This is a genomic window from Sphingobium chungangianum, from assembly GCF_977014255.1.
Window position 1 is genome coordinate 679,825 of record NZ_CDRNIV010000006.1, and the last position, 14,801, is coordinate 694,625.

A 14,801-nucleotide genomic window follows, 5' to 3' on the forward strand; every position below is an offset into this window, starting at 1 on the left:
GATCGACAGAGGCCGCTGGCCTGTTTAAATCTGCGCCCTGCCGGAAGGACTGACGGGTCCCAGCCTTCGCGGCTTTATCGCGGACCAGGTCGCCTGAAGAGCGACGAGTCCCAAGCAGTTCAATCGAAGGGGGACCATCATGACATTTTTTATCAATCGCACCGGCGGTGCCATGCTGGCGGCACTGTCTGCCACCGTGTTGATGAGTGCGGCGGCGCAGGCGAGCGTCATTCCGTTTGAATCCAACGGCCGTACGATCGATGTGCGCTATGACGATCTGGACCTGTCGAAGAAGTCGGGTCAGCAGGAATTGAATGCCCGTATCCGGCGCGCTGCGGTGAAGGTTTGCCCCGGCCGGACCATGCAGGATTTGCGGTCCTGTCAGATCGCGGCGGTGGATCATGTCCGTGAACCGGTCGCCATCGCGATCGCCAAGGCGCAGGGCAAGGATGCGAGCCGCTTTGCCGAGGTGGGCAAGGATAAGGTGCCTGGCGCGGGGAATTGAGGCTTTGCGTTTGAGGGGGAGGAGTGATCGGCTCTTCATCGCTGGCGTTGCGCTGGCCCACCCCCTAACCCTTCAAACGAGTCACGTGCCTCGTTTGAACGCTTGCGGGAGGGGGGACATTGAGCGCTGGAGGATGCTCTGGGAACCGGCCATCGGGACTGGCCGTTGATCCTGCGTGGCGCGCGACGTTCGTGCGCTGAGGAGAACAAGATGAGCGACAAGACCGATATTCGTCCCAACAGCCGTGAAGAAGCGCATGATGAGCGTCCCACGGATGCGCAGGACCATGCCGTCACCCCCGAGGAGCAGCTGGAGGAAGGGTTGATGGACAGTATGGATGCGTCCGATCCGCCGTCGGCCACCAAGCCGGGCGACCATGGCGACCCGGTTCCTTCGTCGGGATTCCACGAAGAAGAAGATGAGGATGAGAAGGCGGGGCGATAGACGGCGGCGATATTGGTGATATGATCCATGGGCGAGGCGAACCGGATCGGCGGTGGCCGGGCGGTTCGCCAAGCGCATGACGCTGCAAGGTGAGAGGAGCCTTATTGATGCCGACTTCCGCTACTCCCGCGATCGAACGCATTGCCCGGGTGCTGGCCGGACGCCAGCTGAGCCTGAATGGCGAGGGCGATGATCCCCATGCGGCGGGCGCGGTGGATGCGAGCTGGCAAAACTATCTGGATGATGCCTATGCGATCCTCCACACGCTGCGGGAGCCCGATGAGCAGATGGCGCAGGCGGGCGACGTTACTGTGTGGCGCAGCATGATTGGCGCGGTGTTGGAACGGCGAGCCTGACGCAGCGATTGGCGGGGCGGGCTGCCCATGCCATAATGGGCGGATGAGCGGCCCTGCACTGAAGATCAAGATACAGCTTTATTGTGGTGACGAGATCGCCATGGGGCCGGGCAAGGCCGACCTGCTGGATGCGATCGCCAGCGAGGGGTCGATTTCGGCGGCTGGGCGGAAGCTGAAGATGAGCTATCGGCGCTGCTGGATGCTGGTGGACGTGATGAACCGATGCTGGTCCGCGCCGCTGGTGGCGACGTCCAGCGAGGGCGCGGTGCTGACGGATTTGGGGCTTAGCGTGCTTGCCCAATATCGGGGGTTGCAGAAGGCGGCGGCGAGTGCGGCGGGGCGGTCGCATTGGCCCGACCTTGCACGCGAGTTGCGGGGCGAGCCGTTGCCGGTTCAGGCGGACGAGTGAGGAGGATGCGTCGGCACTTGGGCATTGCGTAGGATGCCGGGGGTGGCGTGGTTTCGCGGGTTCTCAACGGGATGTTGCTTAAGGTTTTGCGTTTTGGGGCGTGGCTGGTGGCCGCGCCCTATTTTGGTTCACGCGGAGGCGCGGAGGCGCGGAGGCGCGGAGGTCAGGCGTCAGCTTTGTCCTTGAGGCGAGGCTTGGGAGCTGGATAGAGGTTAAGTCTGGGGCGCTCGCTTCGCCTTCTGATTGTGCTTCCGTATCGCTGCCGTTGCGCGTGATATATTTTCGCGCGGAGAACGCAGAAGGCGCAGAGGGAGGGTTTGCGGCTTGCCGTTGCTTAAGGACCCGATGCTATTTGGTAAGGGGGCTTTGCTGCCTCCTTTTATCGCTTTCACAAAAATTACATGTTGCGACGCACAAGGAAAAGTGATTCCCTGTAGTTGTCGGCAGAACCGGCGCTTAAGCTTACAGTAACCATGTTGGGCGCATGTTCTGCTGATCGACTTGAAGTCGGAGGGCAAGAGCATGGGCACCAATGCAAGACCGGCTGACGGGGCAATCACCCTGGCTGAATTGCGCGAATTCGCCAGTTTCCCGTCTGCCACGCAGCGCTATATCCGCCGGTCGCTGGACATCGGCCTCCACCGCCGCGACGCCATGAAGCTATGGTCGCGCGACATGGTGGAGGAAGCGAGCATCCGCGCGCAGGCCCGCATCTACGGGCGGCTGGATGAGATCAAGGCGCGGGTGCCCGATGACAGCGGGCTGGACCAGATGGAGCCGTTCATGGCGCCGCTGGTGACGATTTCGGCTTTCGATTTGGGGCAGGACAGGCTGAGCAGCTTTTCGGCCTACCGGTTTTTGTATGAACGGCTGTTGGGGGCGGGGGCCAGGCCGTGGTTGCCGGGCGCGTTCTGCGCGGCGGCGAGCTTGCCGCATCTGCATCCTGAGAAGCGGCGGGCGCTGTTGCAGTCGATCAGCGAGGCGGCGGCGACGGCGGTGGGGTGGTCTAACCGGGAGCCGACCTTCTATCCGGAGTGGGTGGAGAAGGTGGATATGAGCAAGGCGAATTGAGCTTTTGCTGGCGTTCCTCCGGGGGAGGGGCGATATGATTGAAGCGAGGCGGTGGCGGCCGTGAGGATTGCCGCGCCTTCGAAATGTTATGCTTCGATCGCCGCTTGACCGCAGAGGCGAATGCCATAGCTTTGCACCGGCTTTTTTTGAGGGTCTGCGATGTCCTACGCTCTGTCCGCCCGGATGACCTTCGACAACATGCTCGGCAGCCTCGATCACCTTGTCGGGAAAGCTATCGATTCTGGGATGACGGATGATGTGCTCGCGGAGAGACTGACCGACGACATGTTTCCGCTGGAGATGCAGTTTCGCGTGGCTCTGAACCAAGTATTGCTGGCACTGAATCAAGTCGCCGGGCAGAGCGTCGCACTCGAAGTTGTATCGTATAAATCACTCGCGGAGGTTGCCGAACGCATTGCGGTGGTTCGATCGCTAAACGATCGAGCAGTCCCCGCTGGTTGGGCAGACGCCGACACAGTCGTCGATCTCACATTGCCCAATGGCATCCGCTTCCTTATGTCGTCGGAGGAGGATATTCGCGACTGGATCATGCCGAACTTCTACTTTCACGTAACAATGGCATATGCGTTGCTGCGCAACGCGGGATTGGACATCGGCAAGATGGATTTTCTGCCGCATATGGAGCGCCATAAAGCTTTGCCCGCGTAGCAGAAGCGGTTCCTCTGGCGGTTCAGCCGACTGTCGACGGTTTCTGGACCAGTTATCCATTCACGATCGTACCGCCGTTGGGGTGGAGGACCTGGCCGGACATGTAGCTGCCGTCCTCGCACGCCAGGAAGAGGAATGCGGGGGCTACTTCGTTGGGTTGGCCGGGGCGGCCCATGGGGACTGACTCGCCGAAATGTTCGAGCTTTTCCGGGCTCGCGCCGCCCGAGGGGTTGAGCGGGGTCCAGATCGGGCCGGGGGCTACGGCGTTGACGCGGATGCCGTCTTTTACGAGATTTTCCGACAGGCTACGGGTGAAGGCGGTGATGGCGCCTTTCGTGCTGGAATAGTCGAGCAGTTCCGACGAGCCCTGATACATGGTGACGCTGGTGCAGTTGACGATGGCGGCGCCTTTTTGGAGGTACGGGCGTGCTGCTTGCGTCAGGAAGAACATGCCGAAGATGTTGGTCTGGAAAGTGCGGCGCAGCTGTTCTTCGGTGATGTCGGTGATGTCCTGATCGGGATGTTGTTCGCCCGCGTTATTGACCAGGATGTCGAGGCGGCCGAAGCGGTCGATTACCTGTTTGACGGCGTCGTCGCAGAAGGATTTTTTGCCAATGTCCCCGGCGATGGTGAGGACCTGTTGGCCTTCGGCCTCGACGATCTGGGCAGTCTTCTTCGCGTCGTCATGTTCGCAGAGGTAGAGGATGGCGACGTCGGCGCCTTCGCGGGCGTAGAGGGCGGCGACGGCTCGGCCGATGCCGCTGTCCGCGCCGGTGATGAGAGCGACTTTTCCGGCGAGGCGGCCGGAGCCGGGATAGCGGGGTTCCCATTCGGGCTTGGGTTCCAGCTTGCTTTCGTGGCCGGGCAAGCCGTCTTCGTGGATCATCTCTTCATGATTGTCGGATTGGGTGTCGGACATGGCGCATCTCCTTTCCTCGGCCAACACTTGGGTTGGGGGATGGTTCATGCGCTTGCGGCAGGGCGGGTCGCCTAGCCGCCCGTGCTGCGATTTTCCCAGATGGCGATCGGGGCGTCCGCACCCGGTATTTCCATGCGGACTTCGCGCAGGGTGACAGCGAGGACGCATACGGGCCGCTGTTCGATCCCTAGCGGCTGGGCGCAGTGGACCGGGCCGTTTCCGGGCACCCGTTCAATGCGGCCGATAAGCCTGAGCCTCAGCCCGCGCGAGGGGGTGAAATCTTCAGGGGCGAGGCGCAGTACTTTTTCGAAGGGGCGGCCGTGGCGCCACAGGTCGTTGCCGTCATTCTGGCCGAATTGGGCGAGGGCCAGGCTTTGGTCGGGCGTGGGCGCGGTTCCGTCCGGTTCGGGCGCGGTGGCTTTTGCAGGGGCGGGGCATTCGTCGTTGGTGGACCAGGGGCGCAGCATCCAGAAGCCCTCGGCATCATGGCCGTCCCCTTGCGTGGGGAGTCCGAGATCGGCGGCTTTCCACGAAATCGGCCTGACATGGACGCGGAGCACGCCGGCCGCTTCATCATAGCGCCAGCGCATGGGGGCAGTGCTGTCCTTTTCCGCAGCGCCCGAGCAGCCGAAGGGGAGGGAGAGATCGAACCGCTGGCCCACGGCCCCGGCGATGTCGTCCGGCAGCGGCTTGCCCGATGACAGGGCGTCGGCGGCGCGGCGGGCGAGGTCGGCTATCTCCGCGCGGCCCCAGAGGCGCGGCAATTGCGGCTGTACCGGGATGGGCGGGGGGATGACGGTGACGGGGGCAGGCGCGGGCGGCGGAGCCTTGGGCGCTGTGCCGCGTCCAAGAAGGAAGCCGCCCGCCCCGACCGCGATAAAAGCTGCAAGCCCTGCGGCTATGGCGAGCCGACTGGTCCTGGCACTGGGTTCACGCATAAGCCATTGATAGCAAATCGAGCATCATCCTCCAGAAGATAATCATCTTTTTTCCGCCTTGCTGCGTTGACAGGGGCGGCAGCAGGCACGAGGCAGGGGGCGCATGACGATTGACCAAGTTCTGACGCTGCTGGTGCTGGCCGCCGTCGTCGCGGCGCTGATCTGGGACAAGGTGCGCGCCGATGTCGTTGCGCTGTCCGGGGCGGCGGTGCTGTTGATGACGGGCGTGGTGCGGCCGGTCGATGTGCAGGGCGCCTTTGCAAGTCCTGCGATCATCGCGCTCGCGTCGTTGTTCGTCATTGCCTATGCGCTGGAGCTGTCGGGGCTGCTCGACCGGGCGATTGCGATGGCGGTGGCGATGTGCAGGCGGATGGGCGCGACCGGCATGTGGCTGCTGCTGTCGATGATCGGCGCGGCGTCCTGCTTCCTCAATTCGACGCCGATCGTGGTGCTGGGCGCGCCGGTCGTTCGCGACGTTGCCAATACGTTGGGCCTTTCGCCCAAGCGGTTCCTGATGCCGTTGTCCTATATCACCATCCTGACCGGCTGCTGCACGTTGATCGGCACATCGACCAATCTGCTGGTGGACGACATGGCGAGCGTGGCGGGGCAGCCGCGCTTTGGCATTTTCGAGATTACGCCGGTGGGGTTGCCGATGGCGTTTGCGGGTGGGCTGTACCTTTTCCTGTTCAGCAAGAAGCTGCTGGGCGGCCGTCATGAGGCGGACGAGCGGGAGGGGGAAGCGCAGCCGATCGATACCATGCATGTGTACAGCGCGCAGGTGGGTGATCCGGCGGTGTTTGCCGAGCCCCGGCCGCTGAAGCCCGCGAAGGCGGCGATCGCGCTGGGTGTTTTTGCGGCGGCGGTGGGGCTGGCGGCGATCGATGTCGCGCCGATCGCGGCGAGCGCCTTTGCAGGGGCGGTGGTGCTGATCCTGTTGCGGGTGATCAGCGCGGATGAGGCCTATAGTGGGCTGCGGCCGCAGATATTGATTCTGATCGCGGGCATGGTGGTGATCGGCATCGCGATGGAGCAGAGCGGGCTGGCGGCGGACGCCTCGCGGATGCTGATCGGCAGCGTGCATGGGTTGAGCCCGCTGATCGCGCTGGTGGTGTTGTATCTGGTGACGATGGTGCTGACGGAGTTGCTGTCGAATGCGACGGTGGCGGTGCTGGTGACGCCGGTCGCGGTGGCGCTGGCGGATAGTCTGGCGGTCAGTCCCCGGCCGTTTCTGGTAGCGGTGATGATGGCGGCGAGCGCGGCCTTTGCGACGCCCTTTGGCTATCAGACCAATGTCATCGTCTATCAGATGGGCGGCTATCGCTACATGGATTTCGTGCGGGTGGGATTGCCTTTGAACCTGATCACCTGCGTGGTCGCGGTCGCGGCGATCAGTATGTTTTTTCCGTTCTGATCAGGCCGGGCGCGAGCCGCAGGACAAGGAAACCGGCGGTGGCGGAGGCGAGTGAGCCGAGCAGGATGCCGAGCTTTGCCGCATCGCCTGTATCCGGATGGGGGGCGAAGGCGAGGCCGCCGATGAAGAGGCTCATGGTGAAGCCGATGCCGCAAAGGAGGGCGACGCCATAGACCTGTGTCCATGTGGAGTGGGCCGGGCGGCTGGCCCAGCCGAGGCGGGACAGGAGCCAGACGGTGCCGAATATGCCTAGTTGCTTGCCTGCGAAAAGGCCGAGCGCGATGCCGAGCGGGACGGGCTGAGCGAGGTCGTCTGGTGCGACCCCGCTTAGGGACACTCCTGCATTGGCGAAACCGAACAGCGGGACGATGGCATAGGCTACCCAGGGGTGGAGGCCATGTTCGAGGCGGGACAGGGGCGAATGCTGGTCGTCGGGCGCGGCTGGGGTCTTTCGCAAGGGGATGGTCATCGCCACGGCGACCCCGGCCAGCGTGGCGTGGATGCCGGATTGCAGCACGCAGAACCAGACGAAGATGCCGATCAGTACATAGGGCCAGAGGCTGTTGACACCCGCGCGATTGCAGAGCGCGAGGCAGGCCAGACCTGCGACGGCCAGGGCGAGCGGCAGTAGGTTGAGCTGTCCACTATAGAAGAGGGCGATGATGAGAACGGCGATCAGATCGTCGATGATCGCCACGGCCGCGAGGAATATCTTGAGCGATCCCGGTACGCGCGGGCCGAGGAGGGCGAGCACGCCGAGGGCAAAGGCGATGTCGGTGGCGGCGGGGATCGCCCAGCCGCGAAGGCCGGTGGCGTCCCCCCGGTTGATGGCGACATAGATGAGGGCGGGCATGACCACGCCCGCCGCTGCTGCAAGGCCGGGCAGCAGGCGGTCGGGCCATCGGGCGAGTTGCCCGTCCAGCACCTCCCGCTTGATTTCGAGGCCCACGATCAGGAAGAACAGCGCCATGAGCCCGTCGTTGATCCAGTGGAGCAGGCTGAGCCCCGCCAGGTCGATGTGGAGCGTGTGGAAATAGTCGGCCGACAGGGCGGAGTTGGCGACGAGCATCCCCAGAGCCGCAGCCGCGATCAGGATGATGCCGCCTGCCGCTTCCGCCGCGAGGAAGGCGCGCATCATCGAGACGGGGCGGGTGATCAGGGGAGAAACGCTCATCCCGCTGTTCTAACGGCCAATTCGGCGCAGGGCCACTGCTTCCGGTCGGTGGATCAGTGCGTTTCCATGCGGAGCCGGTCGGCGAGTTGCTCGATTTCGAAGGGTTCGAGAATCCAGGTGCGGGTCTTGCGCCCCGCTCGGTGAATGGGTTGCGTCAGGAGGACGCGGGCCTGTTCGCGGGCGTGCGGCTTGAAGACCGCGAAATGTTGGGCGCAGTCACGGATCGTGCCGATGACCGGGGCGCGGCCTTCAAGGTCGATCAGGGTAGCGGGCTGATCCCAGGGGATTGCGGATGTCGGATGATCGTTCATTCACTTGCGCCTGTAACGGAAATACCAGACCTCATGGCCGAGGCGGCGGGCCTTTGCCTCATAGCGGGTTTCGGGCCAGCCGCCGGGGCGGGTGAGGAAGTCCTTGGGTTCGCTCGCCAGCCAGTCGAAGTCGGGGTGGCCGTTCATCACCATCATCGCCCAGCGGAGATAGACGGGGTGATCGGTGCCGAAGCGGAACTCGCCGCCGGGCTTCAGCTTGCGGGCGATCATTTCGACCGGGCCGGGGTTCATCATGCGGCGCTTGGCGTGGCGGGCCTTGGGCCAGGGGTCGGGATGGAGGAGGTAGACGAAGCTCAATGCGCCATCGGGGATGCGGGCGAGGACCTGGAGCGCGTCGCCCATATGGAGGCGGATGTTGCCGAGCGCCTGATCGCGGACATGGCCGAGCGCGGTGACGACGCCGTTCAGGAAAGGCTCGCAGCCGATGAAGCCATGGTCGGGCAGCAGATCGGCGCGATAGGCGAGATGTTCGCCGCCGCCAAAGCCGATTTCGAAATGCAGGGGGCGGTCGTAACCGAAGAGGTTGGCGGCGGTGATCTCCCCTTCTTCCGGGATGGAGAGAGCGGGGAGCAGCGTATCGACCAGCTCCTGCTGACCGGCGCGGAGCTTGTGGCCCGACTGACGGCCATAGAGGCGGTTGAGCGTGGTGGGGTCGCCGGATTTGTGCGCGGTCATGGGCGCGCGCTTAGCCGCGTGGCGCAGCGGGAGCAAGCGGGTAGCTGTTGTGCCTCCCGCACCCGCGTTGAGGAGCGGTACGGGGCGGGAGGCACAGTAGGGTGTGTGGGGGTTCAGCCCATGACGGGCTGCAAATGGCGACTTTCTGCGCTTCCGGTGCTCACGTACTGAAGTACGCTGCGCGCCAGTTCTCGAAATTCACCATTTTCGCCGCGTCCTGAACTGAATCCCCACACACCCTAGGCCACGGCCGGGTCCTGCGGCCGGGCTTTGGCTTGCCGGGAGAAAGAGAAGAAAAGACCGGAAGCCGGTCCTTCAGCTCAGTGGCATTTCATGAAGCGGCCCTTGGCGTCCTTGCACGGGCCTTTTTTGGCGACCGGCTTGGGCGGGCATTTGATGAATTTGCCTTTCGCGTCCTTGCAGGGGGCGGCGAGCGCGGGGGTGGCGCTGGCGCCCAGGAGCGCGAGGCAGGCAAGAGCGGAGGTCAAAAACCGGGTCATCGCCTGTTCTCCTTGGGAGGAGGGGTTGCCGGACCCGACAGGGGGCCAAGTCCGGCAAGGCATGTATGTGCCGGGATTGGGCGGAAACCTAGTGAACTTTTCGTCATGTTGCGCCCATGAAAAAGCGGCGCGCAAGGCCATTGCCCGCGCGCCGCTTTTCATCTGTGGCGGGGTAAAGCGCTTAGAGCGCGGCCTTCAGCTTTTCGACCAGATCGGTACGTTCCCACGGGAAGAAGTCGCCTTCCGCCTTGCGGCCGAAATGGCCGTAAGCAGCGGTCGGGCGATAGATGGGCTTGTTGAGGCCGAGATGGGTGCGGATGCCGCGCGGGGTGAGGCCGCCCAGTTCCTTGATCGACTTGATCGCTTCCTCGATCTTCGCATCATCGACGCTGCCGGTGCCGTGGGTGTCGACATAGAGCGACAGCGGCTCCGACACGCCGATGGCGTAGGCGAGCTGGATCGTGCAGCGGCGGGCGAGCCCGGCGGCGACGATGTTCTTGGCGAGATAGCGGGTGATGTAGGCGGCCGAACGGTCAACCTTGGTCGGGTCCTTGCCCGAGAAGGCGCCGCCGCCATGGGGCGATGCGCCGCCATAGGTGTCGACGATGATCTTGCGGCCGGTGAGGCCCGCGTCGCCGTCAGGGCCGCCGATTTCGAAGCTGCCGGTGGGGTTGATGTGATAGACGGTTTCGTCGGAGAGCAGATCGCCGGGCAGGACTTCGGCGATGACGCCCTTCACATATTCCTTCAGTTCCGCTTCGTTGGCGCCTTCGTCATAGCCCTTGGCATGCTGGGTCGAGACGACGATCGCGGTGGCGGCGGCGGGCTTGCCATTTTCGAAGCGCAGCGTGACCTGGCTCTTGGCATCTGGCTCAAGGAAGGGTGCGCGGCCGGAGTGGCGGTCGGCGGCCATCTTGGCGAGGATCTTGTGGCTGTAGTCCAGCGTGGCGGGCATGAGGTCGGGCGTTTCGTCGCAGGCGAAGCCGAACATGATGCCCTGGTCGCCAGCGCCTTCGTCCTTGTTACCGGCGGCGTCGACGCCCTGCGCGATGTGCGCGGATTGGGCGTGGAGGTTATTTTCGAAGCGGAAGCTTTCCCAGTGGAAGCCTTCCTGCTCATAGCCGATGCGCTTTACGGTTTCGCGGACGGCGCGTTCGATCTCTTCCTGTGCGCCGGGAGCCCACTGGTCATTTTCATAGACGCCCTTGCAGCGGATTTCGCCAGCCAGCACCACGAGCTGGGTCGTGGTGAGCGTTTCGCAGGCGATGCGGGCTTCGGGGTCCTTCGACAGGAACAGATCGACGATGGCGTCGGAAATCTGGTCCGCGACCTTGTCGGGATGGCCTTCGGACACGGATTCCGAGGTGAAGAGATAGTTGCTGCGCATGGGACTCCCGTAAGCCAAGCTGGCGTGAAAGCGACATAAAGAAAAGTTTATGTGCCCCTATTAGCCCTTCACCCTACGGATGGCAATGGCCAGTCCGGCCAGCAGAGCCATGAACAGGAGGGATGCCCAATTACCTAAATGGGCAAAGAGCGTGGGCGGCAGCGCGGGGGGCAGCGCGCCGTCGAGATAGCCGGCGCGGTGGAGGCCGAGGGCGCGCAGGACGTGGCCGCGCGCGTCGATCACCGCTGACACGCCGGTGGGGGTGGAGCGGATGATGGGTATGCCTTCCTCGATCGCGCGCAGGCGGGCCTGGGCGAGATGCTGGACTGGCCCCCAGTTGCCGAACCAGGCGTCGTTGGACGGGTTGAAGAGGAAAGCGGGGCGGTTCTTCGCGTCGATCACATGGCCGGAGAAGATGATTTCGTAGCAGATCTGGACGCCCATCTTGAGTTCGGGGCGACCGAGGGTGGCGGGGAGGGTGAGGCTTTGCGGGCCGGGGCCGGGCCAGAAGTCAGCGTCTCCGGGGACCAGGCGGGACAGGCCGATTGGCTGGAGGAGGGCGCGCATGGGGAGATATTCGCCATAGGGGACGAGATGCGCTTTGTCATAGCGGCCGAGTAGTTGCGCCTGAGGGGAGACGATGAAGAGGCTGTTGTTCGCTCCGGCGAGGGCGTCGGTGGTGACACCGTTTTCCTCGACCTGCTTGAAATAGACTTTGGTTGCGCCGGTCATCAGCAGGTCGCCGGGGCCGAGCAGCGCGGCGAGGCGCGCGCGCCATTGCGGCTCCATGTCGAGATAGGCGGGGATGGCGGCTTCGGGCCAGAAGATGAGGCGCGGGGCTGGGCGGGGCGTGCCGGAAAGGGTGGCTAGGGTGCGGAAGTGGGCTTCTTCCAGTGCTGGCGAGTATTTTTCGTCCTGGCCTATGTTGGGTTGGACTACGCGGATGCGGGGGGCGCCTGCGGGGGTTTGCGGGGCAGGTGTGAGGAGGCTCCAGAGGGCTAGGGCGGCGAGGGGTGCGGCGATGGCGGCGGCGGGGCGGAAGTGACGCTTGATCGCGAGGAGGATGGCTCCGGCGGCGAGGATGGTGAGGCCGCCTACGCCATAGGTGCCGATCACCGTTGCCGCGATAGTGATGCCGGTGGGGAGCAGGGTGACGCCGAGGGGGTTCCAGGCGAAGCCGGTGAAGGCGGTCGCGCGGAGATATTCGCTGGCTATCCAGCAGGCGGCGAAGATGAGGGTGAAGGGGGTGCTACCGCCCACCCCGCTGCGACTAGGCGGCAGAGCCGCCAAGTCTCGCTGCCCTTCAAACGAGTCACGTGCCTCGTTTGAACGCTTGCGGGAGGGGAGTTTGTTAGACAACCACCATGCGCTCAGCGTCGCAAGGCCGGGATAAACCGCTAGATAGAGCGAGAGTAGGACCACCGCGCCATAGCCGAACCAGTGGGGCATGGCGTCCTGGAAGGTGAAGGCGTGGGCGATCCAGTTGAGGCCGAGGGTGAAGTGGCCGAGGCCGAACAGCCAGCCGCGCGTGAAGGCGGCGCGGCGGGTGGGGGCGGTTTCGATGAGCCAGAGGAGCAGCGCGAAGCAGGCGAGGGTGACTGGCCAGAGCTTGAGCGGTTCAAATCCGGTGGCGGCGATGAAACCGGCGAGCAGGGCGGTGAGCTTTGGGAAGCGGGCGAGCAGTTGCATCATTGGGGCAGATCAGCGGATCGAGGCCATGGTGGCGTGGCTGCACTTGTCGTTCTTGTGCCCGCCGCCCGACAGCATCGATGCCGCGATGAAGCCGCCGACCACAAGGACCAAGAAGCCCGCAGAGAGGAGGCCCAGATATTTCTCGATGAACGCCTTTATCGGGCGGCCGAATTTCCAGAAGAGGAAGCCGACCAGCATGAACTGGAAGGCTCGCGACAGGATGCTGGCCCAGAGGAAGGTGAAGAGCGACAGGCCGATGAAGCCTGCCGTGATGGTGATGAGCTTGAAGGGGATGGGCGTTGCGCCCTTCACCAATATGATTTCCGCGCCATAGTCGCGCAGATAGCAGGCGGCGACGGGGAATTTGGCGGCAAGGCCGAGGGCGTGGAGGATTTGTTGTCCGACGGCCTCATAGAGGAAATGGCCGATCGCATAGCCGAGCATGCCGCCCAATACCGAGGCGATGGTGCAGATGAGGCCGAAGCGGATCGCCCGTTCCGGCCGGGCAAGGCACATGAGGCCAAGCAGCGGGTGCGGGGGGATGGGGAAGAAGCTGCTCTCCATGAAGGAGATGACGAAGAGCCAGCGTTCGGCATGGGCGTGGGCGGCTTTGGCCAGCGTCCATTGATAAAGCTTGGTGAGCATCGGAGGCGGGCCTAGCGGAGATTGCCGGGGACGGCCAGCGCTTTCATCCCATTACGGAGTTGCAACATCGTGAAGGCGTTGACGCGGTGAGAACGGCTCGGCATCACCCCTCTTCTCCGCATCAGCAGCCCGGCCGGTTTTTTGTGACGATTTCCAACCCATCATGGTCGAAAGTGCGCGAGCGTGGTGGGGGATTGATCTTTGCGCTGGGGCTGAACGCGCTGCTGGTGCTGGCCTTGCTGACATTGGCGCCGGGTCTTGATCCCCAGAAGGTTGATCCGCGCAATCCGGTGACGTTCGAAATGGCCGCTGCGCCTGAACCTCAAGCCGAGAAAAGCCCCGAGCGGGCCGAAAAGAAGGAAAAGGCGGCGGCGCCGGAGAAGAAGGAAAAGGAACCCGACAAGCCGCGCAAGCCGGTCGAGAAACCCGTCGTGACGCCGGTCGAAAAGCCGATCGTGACTTTGCCGCCGACCAAGCAGCCGTTCCTGCAACTGGACAGCGCGCAGATGGCGGTGGCGGACATCGGCAAGATGCCCAAGACGGATGACAGCCAGAGCGCGGGCACAGCCGGGCAAGGGAATAGCCGCATGGCGGCGGGGCCGGGCGAAGGGCCAGGCGGCGTCCAGCTGTTCGAGGCGGAATGGTATCGGCGGCCAACGCCTGCGGAACTGGGCGGCTATATGCCCGCCAATGCGCCCGCCGGTGGATGGGGGCTGGTGGCGTGCAAGACGGTGGAGAATTTCCGGGTCGAAAATTGTCAGGCGCTGGGGGAATCGCCGCAGGGGTCGGGCTTTGCGCGGGCCGTTCGGCTGGCGGCATGGCAGTTCCTGGTGCGCCCGCCGCGCGTCAATGGGAAGGCGATGGTCGGGAGCTGGGTGCGGATCAGGATCGACTATAGCCGCGCGCCTGCCAACAGCGGTGGGGCGGGCATGTGAATTTAGGTTGCATTTCGATACCTATATGAGATGAGGTGTCCCGTCGATTAGTAGGGAGACTCTCATGATCATCTATGGCGCGCGTCCATCGCCCTTCGTCCGTAAAGTTATCGTCTTTGCCGCCGAGAAGGGGCTGGCGGTGGAAGTGAAGCCCGGCGGCTTTGGCCAGGGCGGTGAGATTTTCGAGCGGGCGTCGCCTTTCGGAAAGATGCCCGCGTTTCAGGATGGTGATTTCCTGATCAGCGACAGCAGTGCGATCATAACCTATATGGATGCCGTCAAGCCCGATCCTGCGTTGATCCCGACAGAGCCGAAAGCGCGTGCGCGGACGATCTGGTATGAGGAGTTTGGCGATACCATCGTGCAATCCGCCGGGGCCGCGATCTTTTTCAATCGAATGGTTGCTCCGTTGCTGGGGATGCCGCAGGATTTAGTGGCGGCAGACCGGGCGGAGGCGGAGCAGCTTCCGAAGATTGGCGATTATATTGAGAAAATCCTTCCGGAAAGCGGCTTTCTGGTGGAGGATCGCTTTACCCTGGCCGATATTGCGGTTGCCTGTCCGCTGATCAATGTCGGCTATTGCAGTTCGAGCTTGAAAGGCGGGCGCTGGCCGCGGCTGGAGCAATGGTTGGAGAAAATCTGCGCGCGGCCGAGTTTTGCCGATGCGCTGGCGGCGGAAATGAAGGGCATTGAAGCCATGCGGGCATCCTGAACGAACCTATATGGAACATTATGC

At 63.8% G+C, this 14,801-nt stretch carries 18 protein-coding genes; 9 read left to right on the forward strand and 9 right to left on the reverse strand.

The features are described from left to right. Nucleotides 1-139 precede the first annotated feature (139 nt). The 6 genes from ACWNC0_RS10355 to ACWNC0_RS10380 all read left to right on the forward strand — a co-directional run bounded on the left by ACWNC0_RS10355 (nt 140) and on the right by ACWNC0_RS10380 (nt 3,454). Nucleotides 140-505 (forward strand): UrcA family protein, encoded by a 366-nt coding sequence (locus ACWNC0_RS10355; protein ID WP_449471426.1) that lies wholly within the window; start codon nt 140-142, stop codon nt 503-505. 210 nt (nt 506-715) lie between these two features. Then, nucleotides 716-949, forward strand: a complete 234-nt coding sequence (locus ACWNC0_RS10360) for a hypothetical protein (RefSeq protein WP_449471427.1) — start codon at nt 716-718, stop codon at nt 947-949. A 107-nt stretch (nt 950-1,056) separates the two neighbouring features. Continuing rightward, nucleotides 1,057-1,305: a hypothetical protein gene (locus ACWNC0_RS10365; protein ID WP_449471428.1), complete on the forward strand. Its 249-nt coding sequence runs from the start codon at nt 1,057-1,059 to the stop codon at nt 1,303-1,305. Nucleotides 1,306-1,348: 43 nt separating this feature from the next. After that, a complete protein-coding gene (locus ACWNC0_RS10370) occupies nt 1,349-1,714 on the forward strand; it encodes a winged helix-turn-helix domain-containing protein (RefSeq protein ID WP_449471429.1) in 366 nt (121 codons plus the stop codon). Nucleotides 1,715-2,236: 522 nt separating this feature from the next. Beyond that, nucleotides 2,237-2,785 (forward strand): hypothetical protein, encoded by a 549-nt coding sequence (locus ACWNC0_RS10375; protein WP_449471430.1) that lies wholly within the window; start codon nt 2,237-2,239, stop codon nt 2,783-2,785. A gap of 159 nt (nt 2,786-2,944) precedes the next feature. After that, entirely contained in the window at nt 2,945-3,454 is a 510-nt protein-coding gene (locus ACWNC0_RS10380; protein ID WP_449471431.1) for a DUF1993 family protein, read from the forward strand. Nucleotides 3,455-3,506: 52 nt separating this feature from the next. On the opposite strand, the gene ACWNC0_RS10385 is transcribed toward ACWNC0_RS10380, so the two are convergent. Continuing rightward, nucleotides 3,507-4,373 carry an SDR family oxidoreductase gene (locus ACWNC0_RS10385; protein ID WP_449471432.1) on the reverse strand — a complete coding sequence of 289 codons (867 nt, stop codon included), beginning with the start codon at nt 4,371-4,373 and terminating at the stop codon, nt 3,507-3,509. A gap of 71 nt (nt 4,374-4,444) precedes the next feature. After that, complete coding sequence (locus ACWNC0_RS10390) at nt 4,445-5,311, reverse strand: hypothetical protein (protein ID WP_449471433.1); 867 nt, start codon at nt 5,309-5,311, stop codon at nt 4,445-4,447. A 103-nt stretch (nt 5,312-5,414) separates the two neighbouring features. On the opposite strand from ACWNC0_RS10390, the gene ACWNC0_RS10395 reads away from it, so the two are divergent. Then, on the forward strand, nt 5,415-6,725 hold the full coding sequence (locus ACWNC0_RS10395) for an SLC13 family permease (protein ID WP_449471434.1): 1,311 nt from the start codon (nt 5,415-5,417) through the stop codon (nt 6,723-6,725). On the opposite strand, the gene nhaA is transcribed toward ACWNC0_RS10395, so the two are convergent. From nhaA to ACWNC0_RS10430, 7 genes are all read right to left on the reverse strand, one after another. Beyond that, nucleotides 6,703-7,899: a Na+/H+ antiporter NhaA gene (nhaA, locus tag ACWNC0_RS10400; protein WP_449471435.1), complete on the reverse strand. Its 1,197-nt coding sequence runs from the start codon at nt 7,897-7,899 to the stop codon at nt 6,703-6,705. The genes ACWNC0_RS10395 and nhaA overlap by 23 nt on opposite strands. Before the next feature lie 53 nt (nt 7,900-7,952). Continuing rightward, a complete protein-coding gene (locus ACWNC0_RS10405) occupies nt 7,953-8,210 on the reverse strand; it encodes a hypothetical protein (RefSeq protein ID WP_449471437.1) in 258 nt (85 codons plus the stop codon). Beyond that, complete coding sequence (gene trmB, locus ACWNC0_RS10410) at nt 8,211-8,906, reverse strand: tRNA (guanine(46)-N(7))-methyltransferase TrmB (protein ID WP_449471438.1); 696 nt, start codon at nt 8,904-8,906, stop codon at nt 8,211-8,213. 320 nt (nt 8,907-9,226) lie between these two features. Beyond that, a complete protein-coding gene (locus ACWNC0_RS10415) occupies nt 9,227-9,406 on the reverse strand; it encodes a hypothetical protein (RefSeq protein WP_449471440.1) in 180 nt (59 codons plus the stop codon). Between the two features lie 181 nt (nt 9,407-9,587). Beyond that, the gene (metK, locus tag ACWNC0_RS10420) at nt 9,588-10,793 is read right to left on the reverse strand and encodes a methionine adenosyltransferase (RefSeq protein ID WP_449471441.1); all 1,206 of its coding nucleotides are present in this window, start codon (nt 10,791-10,793) and stop codon (nt 9,588-9,590) included. Nucleotides 10,794-10,853: 60 nt separating this feature from the next. Next, complete coding sequence (lnt, locus tag ACWNC0_RS10425) at nt 10,854-12,485, reverse strand: apolipoprotein N-acyltransferase (protein ID WP_449471443.1); 1,632 nt, start codon at nt 12,483-12,485, stop codon at nt 10,854-10,856. A 9-nt stretch (nt 12,486-12,494) separates the two neighbouring features. After that, complete coding sequence (locus ACWNC0_RS10430; RefSeq protein ID WP_449471444.1) at nt 12,495-13,130, reverse strand: YqaA family protein; 636 nt, start codon at nt 13,128-13,130, stop codon at nt 12,495-12,497. A gap of 143 nt (nt 13,131-13,273) precedes the next feature. On the opposite strand from ACWNC0_RS10430, the gene ACWNC0_RS10435 reads away from it, so the two are divergent. Both ACWNC0_RS10435 and ACWNC0_RS10440 read left to right on the forward strand, forming a co-directional pair. Then, nucleotides 13,274-14,065: a hypothetical protein gene (locus ACWNC0_RS10435; protein ID WP_449471445.1), complete on the forward strand. Its 792-nt coding sequence runs from the start codon at nt 13,274-13,276 to the stop codon at nt 14,063-14,065. A gap of 64 nt (nt 14,066-14,129) precedes the next feature. Beyond that, on the forward strand, nt 14,130-14,777 hold the full coding sequence (locus ACWNC0_RS10440) for a glutathione S-transferase family protein (RefSeq protein WP_449471446.1): 648 nt from the start codon (nt 14,130-14,132) through the stop codon (nt 14,775-14,777). The last annotated feature ends 24 nt before the right edge of the window (nt 14,778-14,801 follow it).

Coding starts and splice junctions, on each gene's coding strand:
- ACWNC0_RS10355 (WP_449471426.1), top strand. CDS start 140: ATGACATTTTTTATCAATCGCACCGGCGGTGCCATGCTGGCGGCACTG.
- ACWNC0_RS10360 (WP_449471427.1), top strand. CDS start 716: ATGAGCGACAAGACCGATATTCGTCCCAACAGCCGTGAAGAAGCGCAT.
- ACWNC0_RS10365 (WP_449471428.1), top strand. CDS start 1,057: ATGCCGACTTCCGCTACTCCCGCGATCGAACGCATTGCCCGGGTGCTG.
- ACWNC0_RS10370 (WP_449471429.1), top strand. CDS start 1,349: ATGAGCGGCCCTGCACTGAAGATCAAGATACAGCTTTATTGTGGTGAC.
- ACWNC0_RS10375 (WP_449471430.1), top strand. CDS start 2,237: ATGGGCACCAATGCAAGACCGGCTGACGGGGCAATCACCCTGGCTGAA.
- ACWNC0_RS10380 (WP_449471431.1), top strand. CDS start 2,945: ATGTCCTACGCTCTGTCCGCCCGGATGACCTTCGACAACATGCTCGGC.
- ACWNC0_RS10385 (WP_449471432.1), bottom strand. CDS start 4,373: ATGTCCGACACCCAATCCGACAATCATGAAGAGATGATCCACGAAGAC.
- ACWNC0_RS10390 (WP_449471433.1), bottom strand. CDS start 5,311: ATGCGTGAACCCAGTGCCAGGACCAGTCGGCTCGCCATAGCCGCAGGG.
- ACWNC0_RS10395 (WP_449471434.1), top strand. CDS start 5,415: ATGACGATTGACCAAGTTCTGACGCTGCTGGTGCTGGCCGCCGTCGTC.
- nhaA (WP_449471435.1), bottom strand. CDS start 7,899: ATGAGCGTTTCTCCCCTGATCACCCGCCCCGTCTCGATGATGCGCGCC.
- ACWNC0_RS10405 (WP_449471437.1), bottom strand. CDS start 8,210: ATGAACGATCATCCGACATCCGCAATCCCCTGGGATCAGCCCGCTACC.
- trmB (WP_449471438.1), bottom strand. CDS start 8,906: ATGACCGCGCACAAATCCGGCGACCCCACCACGCTCAACCGCCTCTAT.
- ACWNC0_RS10415 (WP_449471440.1), bottom strand. CDS start 9,406: ATGACCCGGTTTTTGACCTCCGCTCTTGCCTGCCTCGCGCTCCTGGGC.
- metK (WP_449471441.1), bottom strand. CDS start 10,793: ATGCGCAGCAACTATCTCTTCACCTCGGAATCCGTGTCCGAAGGCCAT.
- lnt (WP_449471443.1), bottom strand. CDS start 12,485: ATGATGCAACTGCTCGCCCGCTTCCCAAAGCTCACCGCCCTGCTCGCC.
- ACWNC0_RS10430 (WP_449471444.1), bottom strand. CDS start 13,130: ATGCTCACCAAGCTTTATCAATGGACGCTGGCCAAAGCCGCCCACGCC.
- ACWNC0_RS10440 (WP_449471446.1), top strand. CDS start 14,130: ATGATCATCTATGGCGCGCGTCCATCGCCCTTCGTCCGTAAAGTTATC.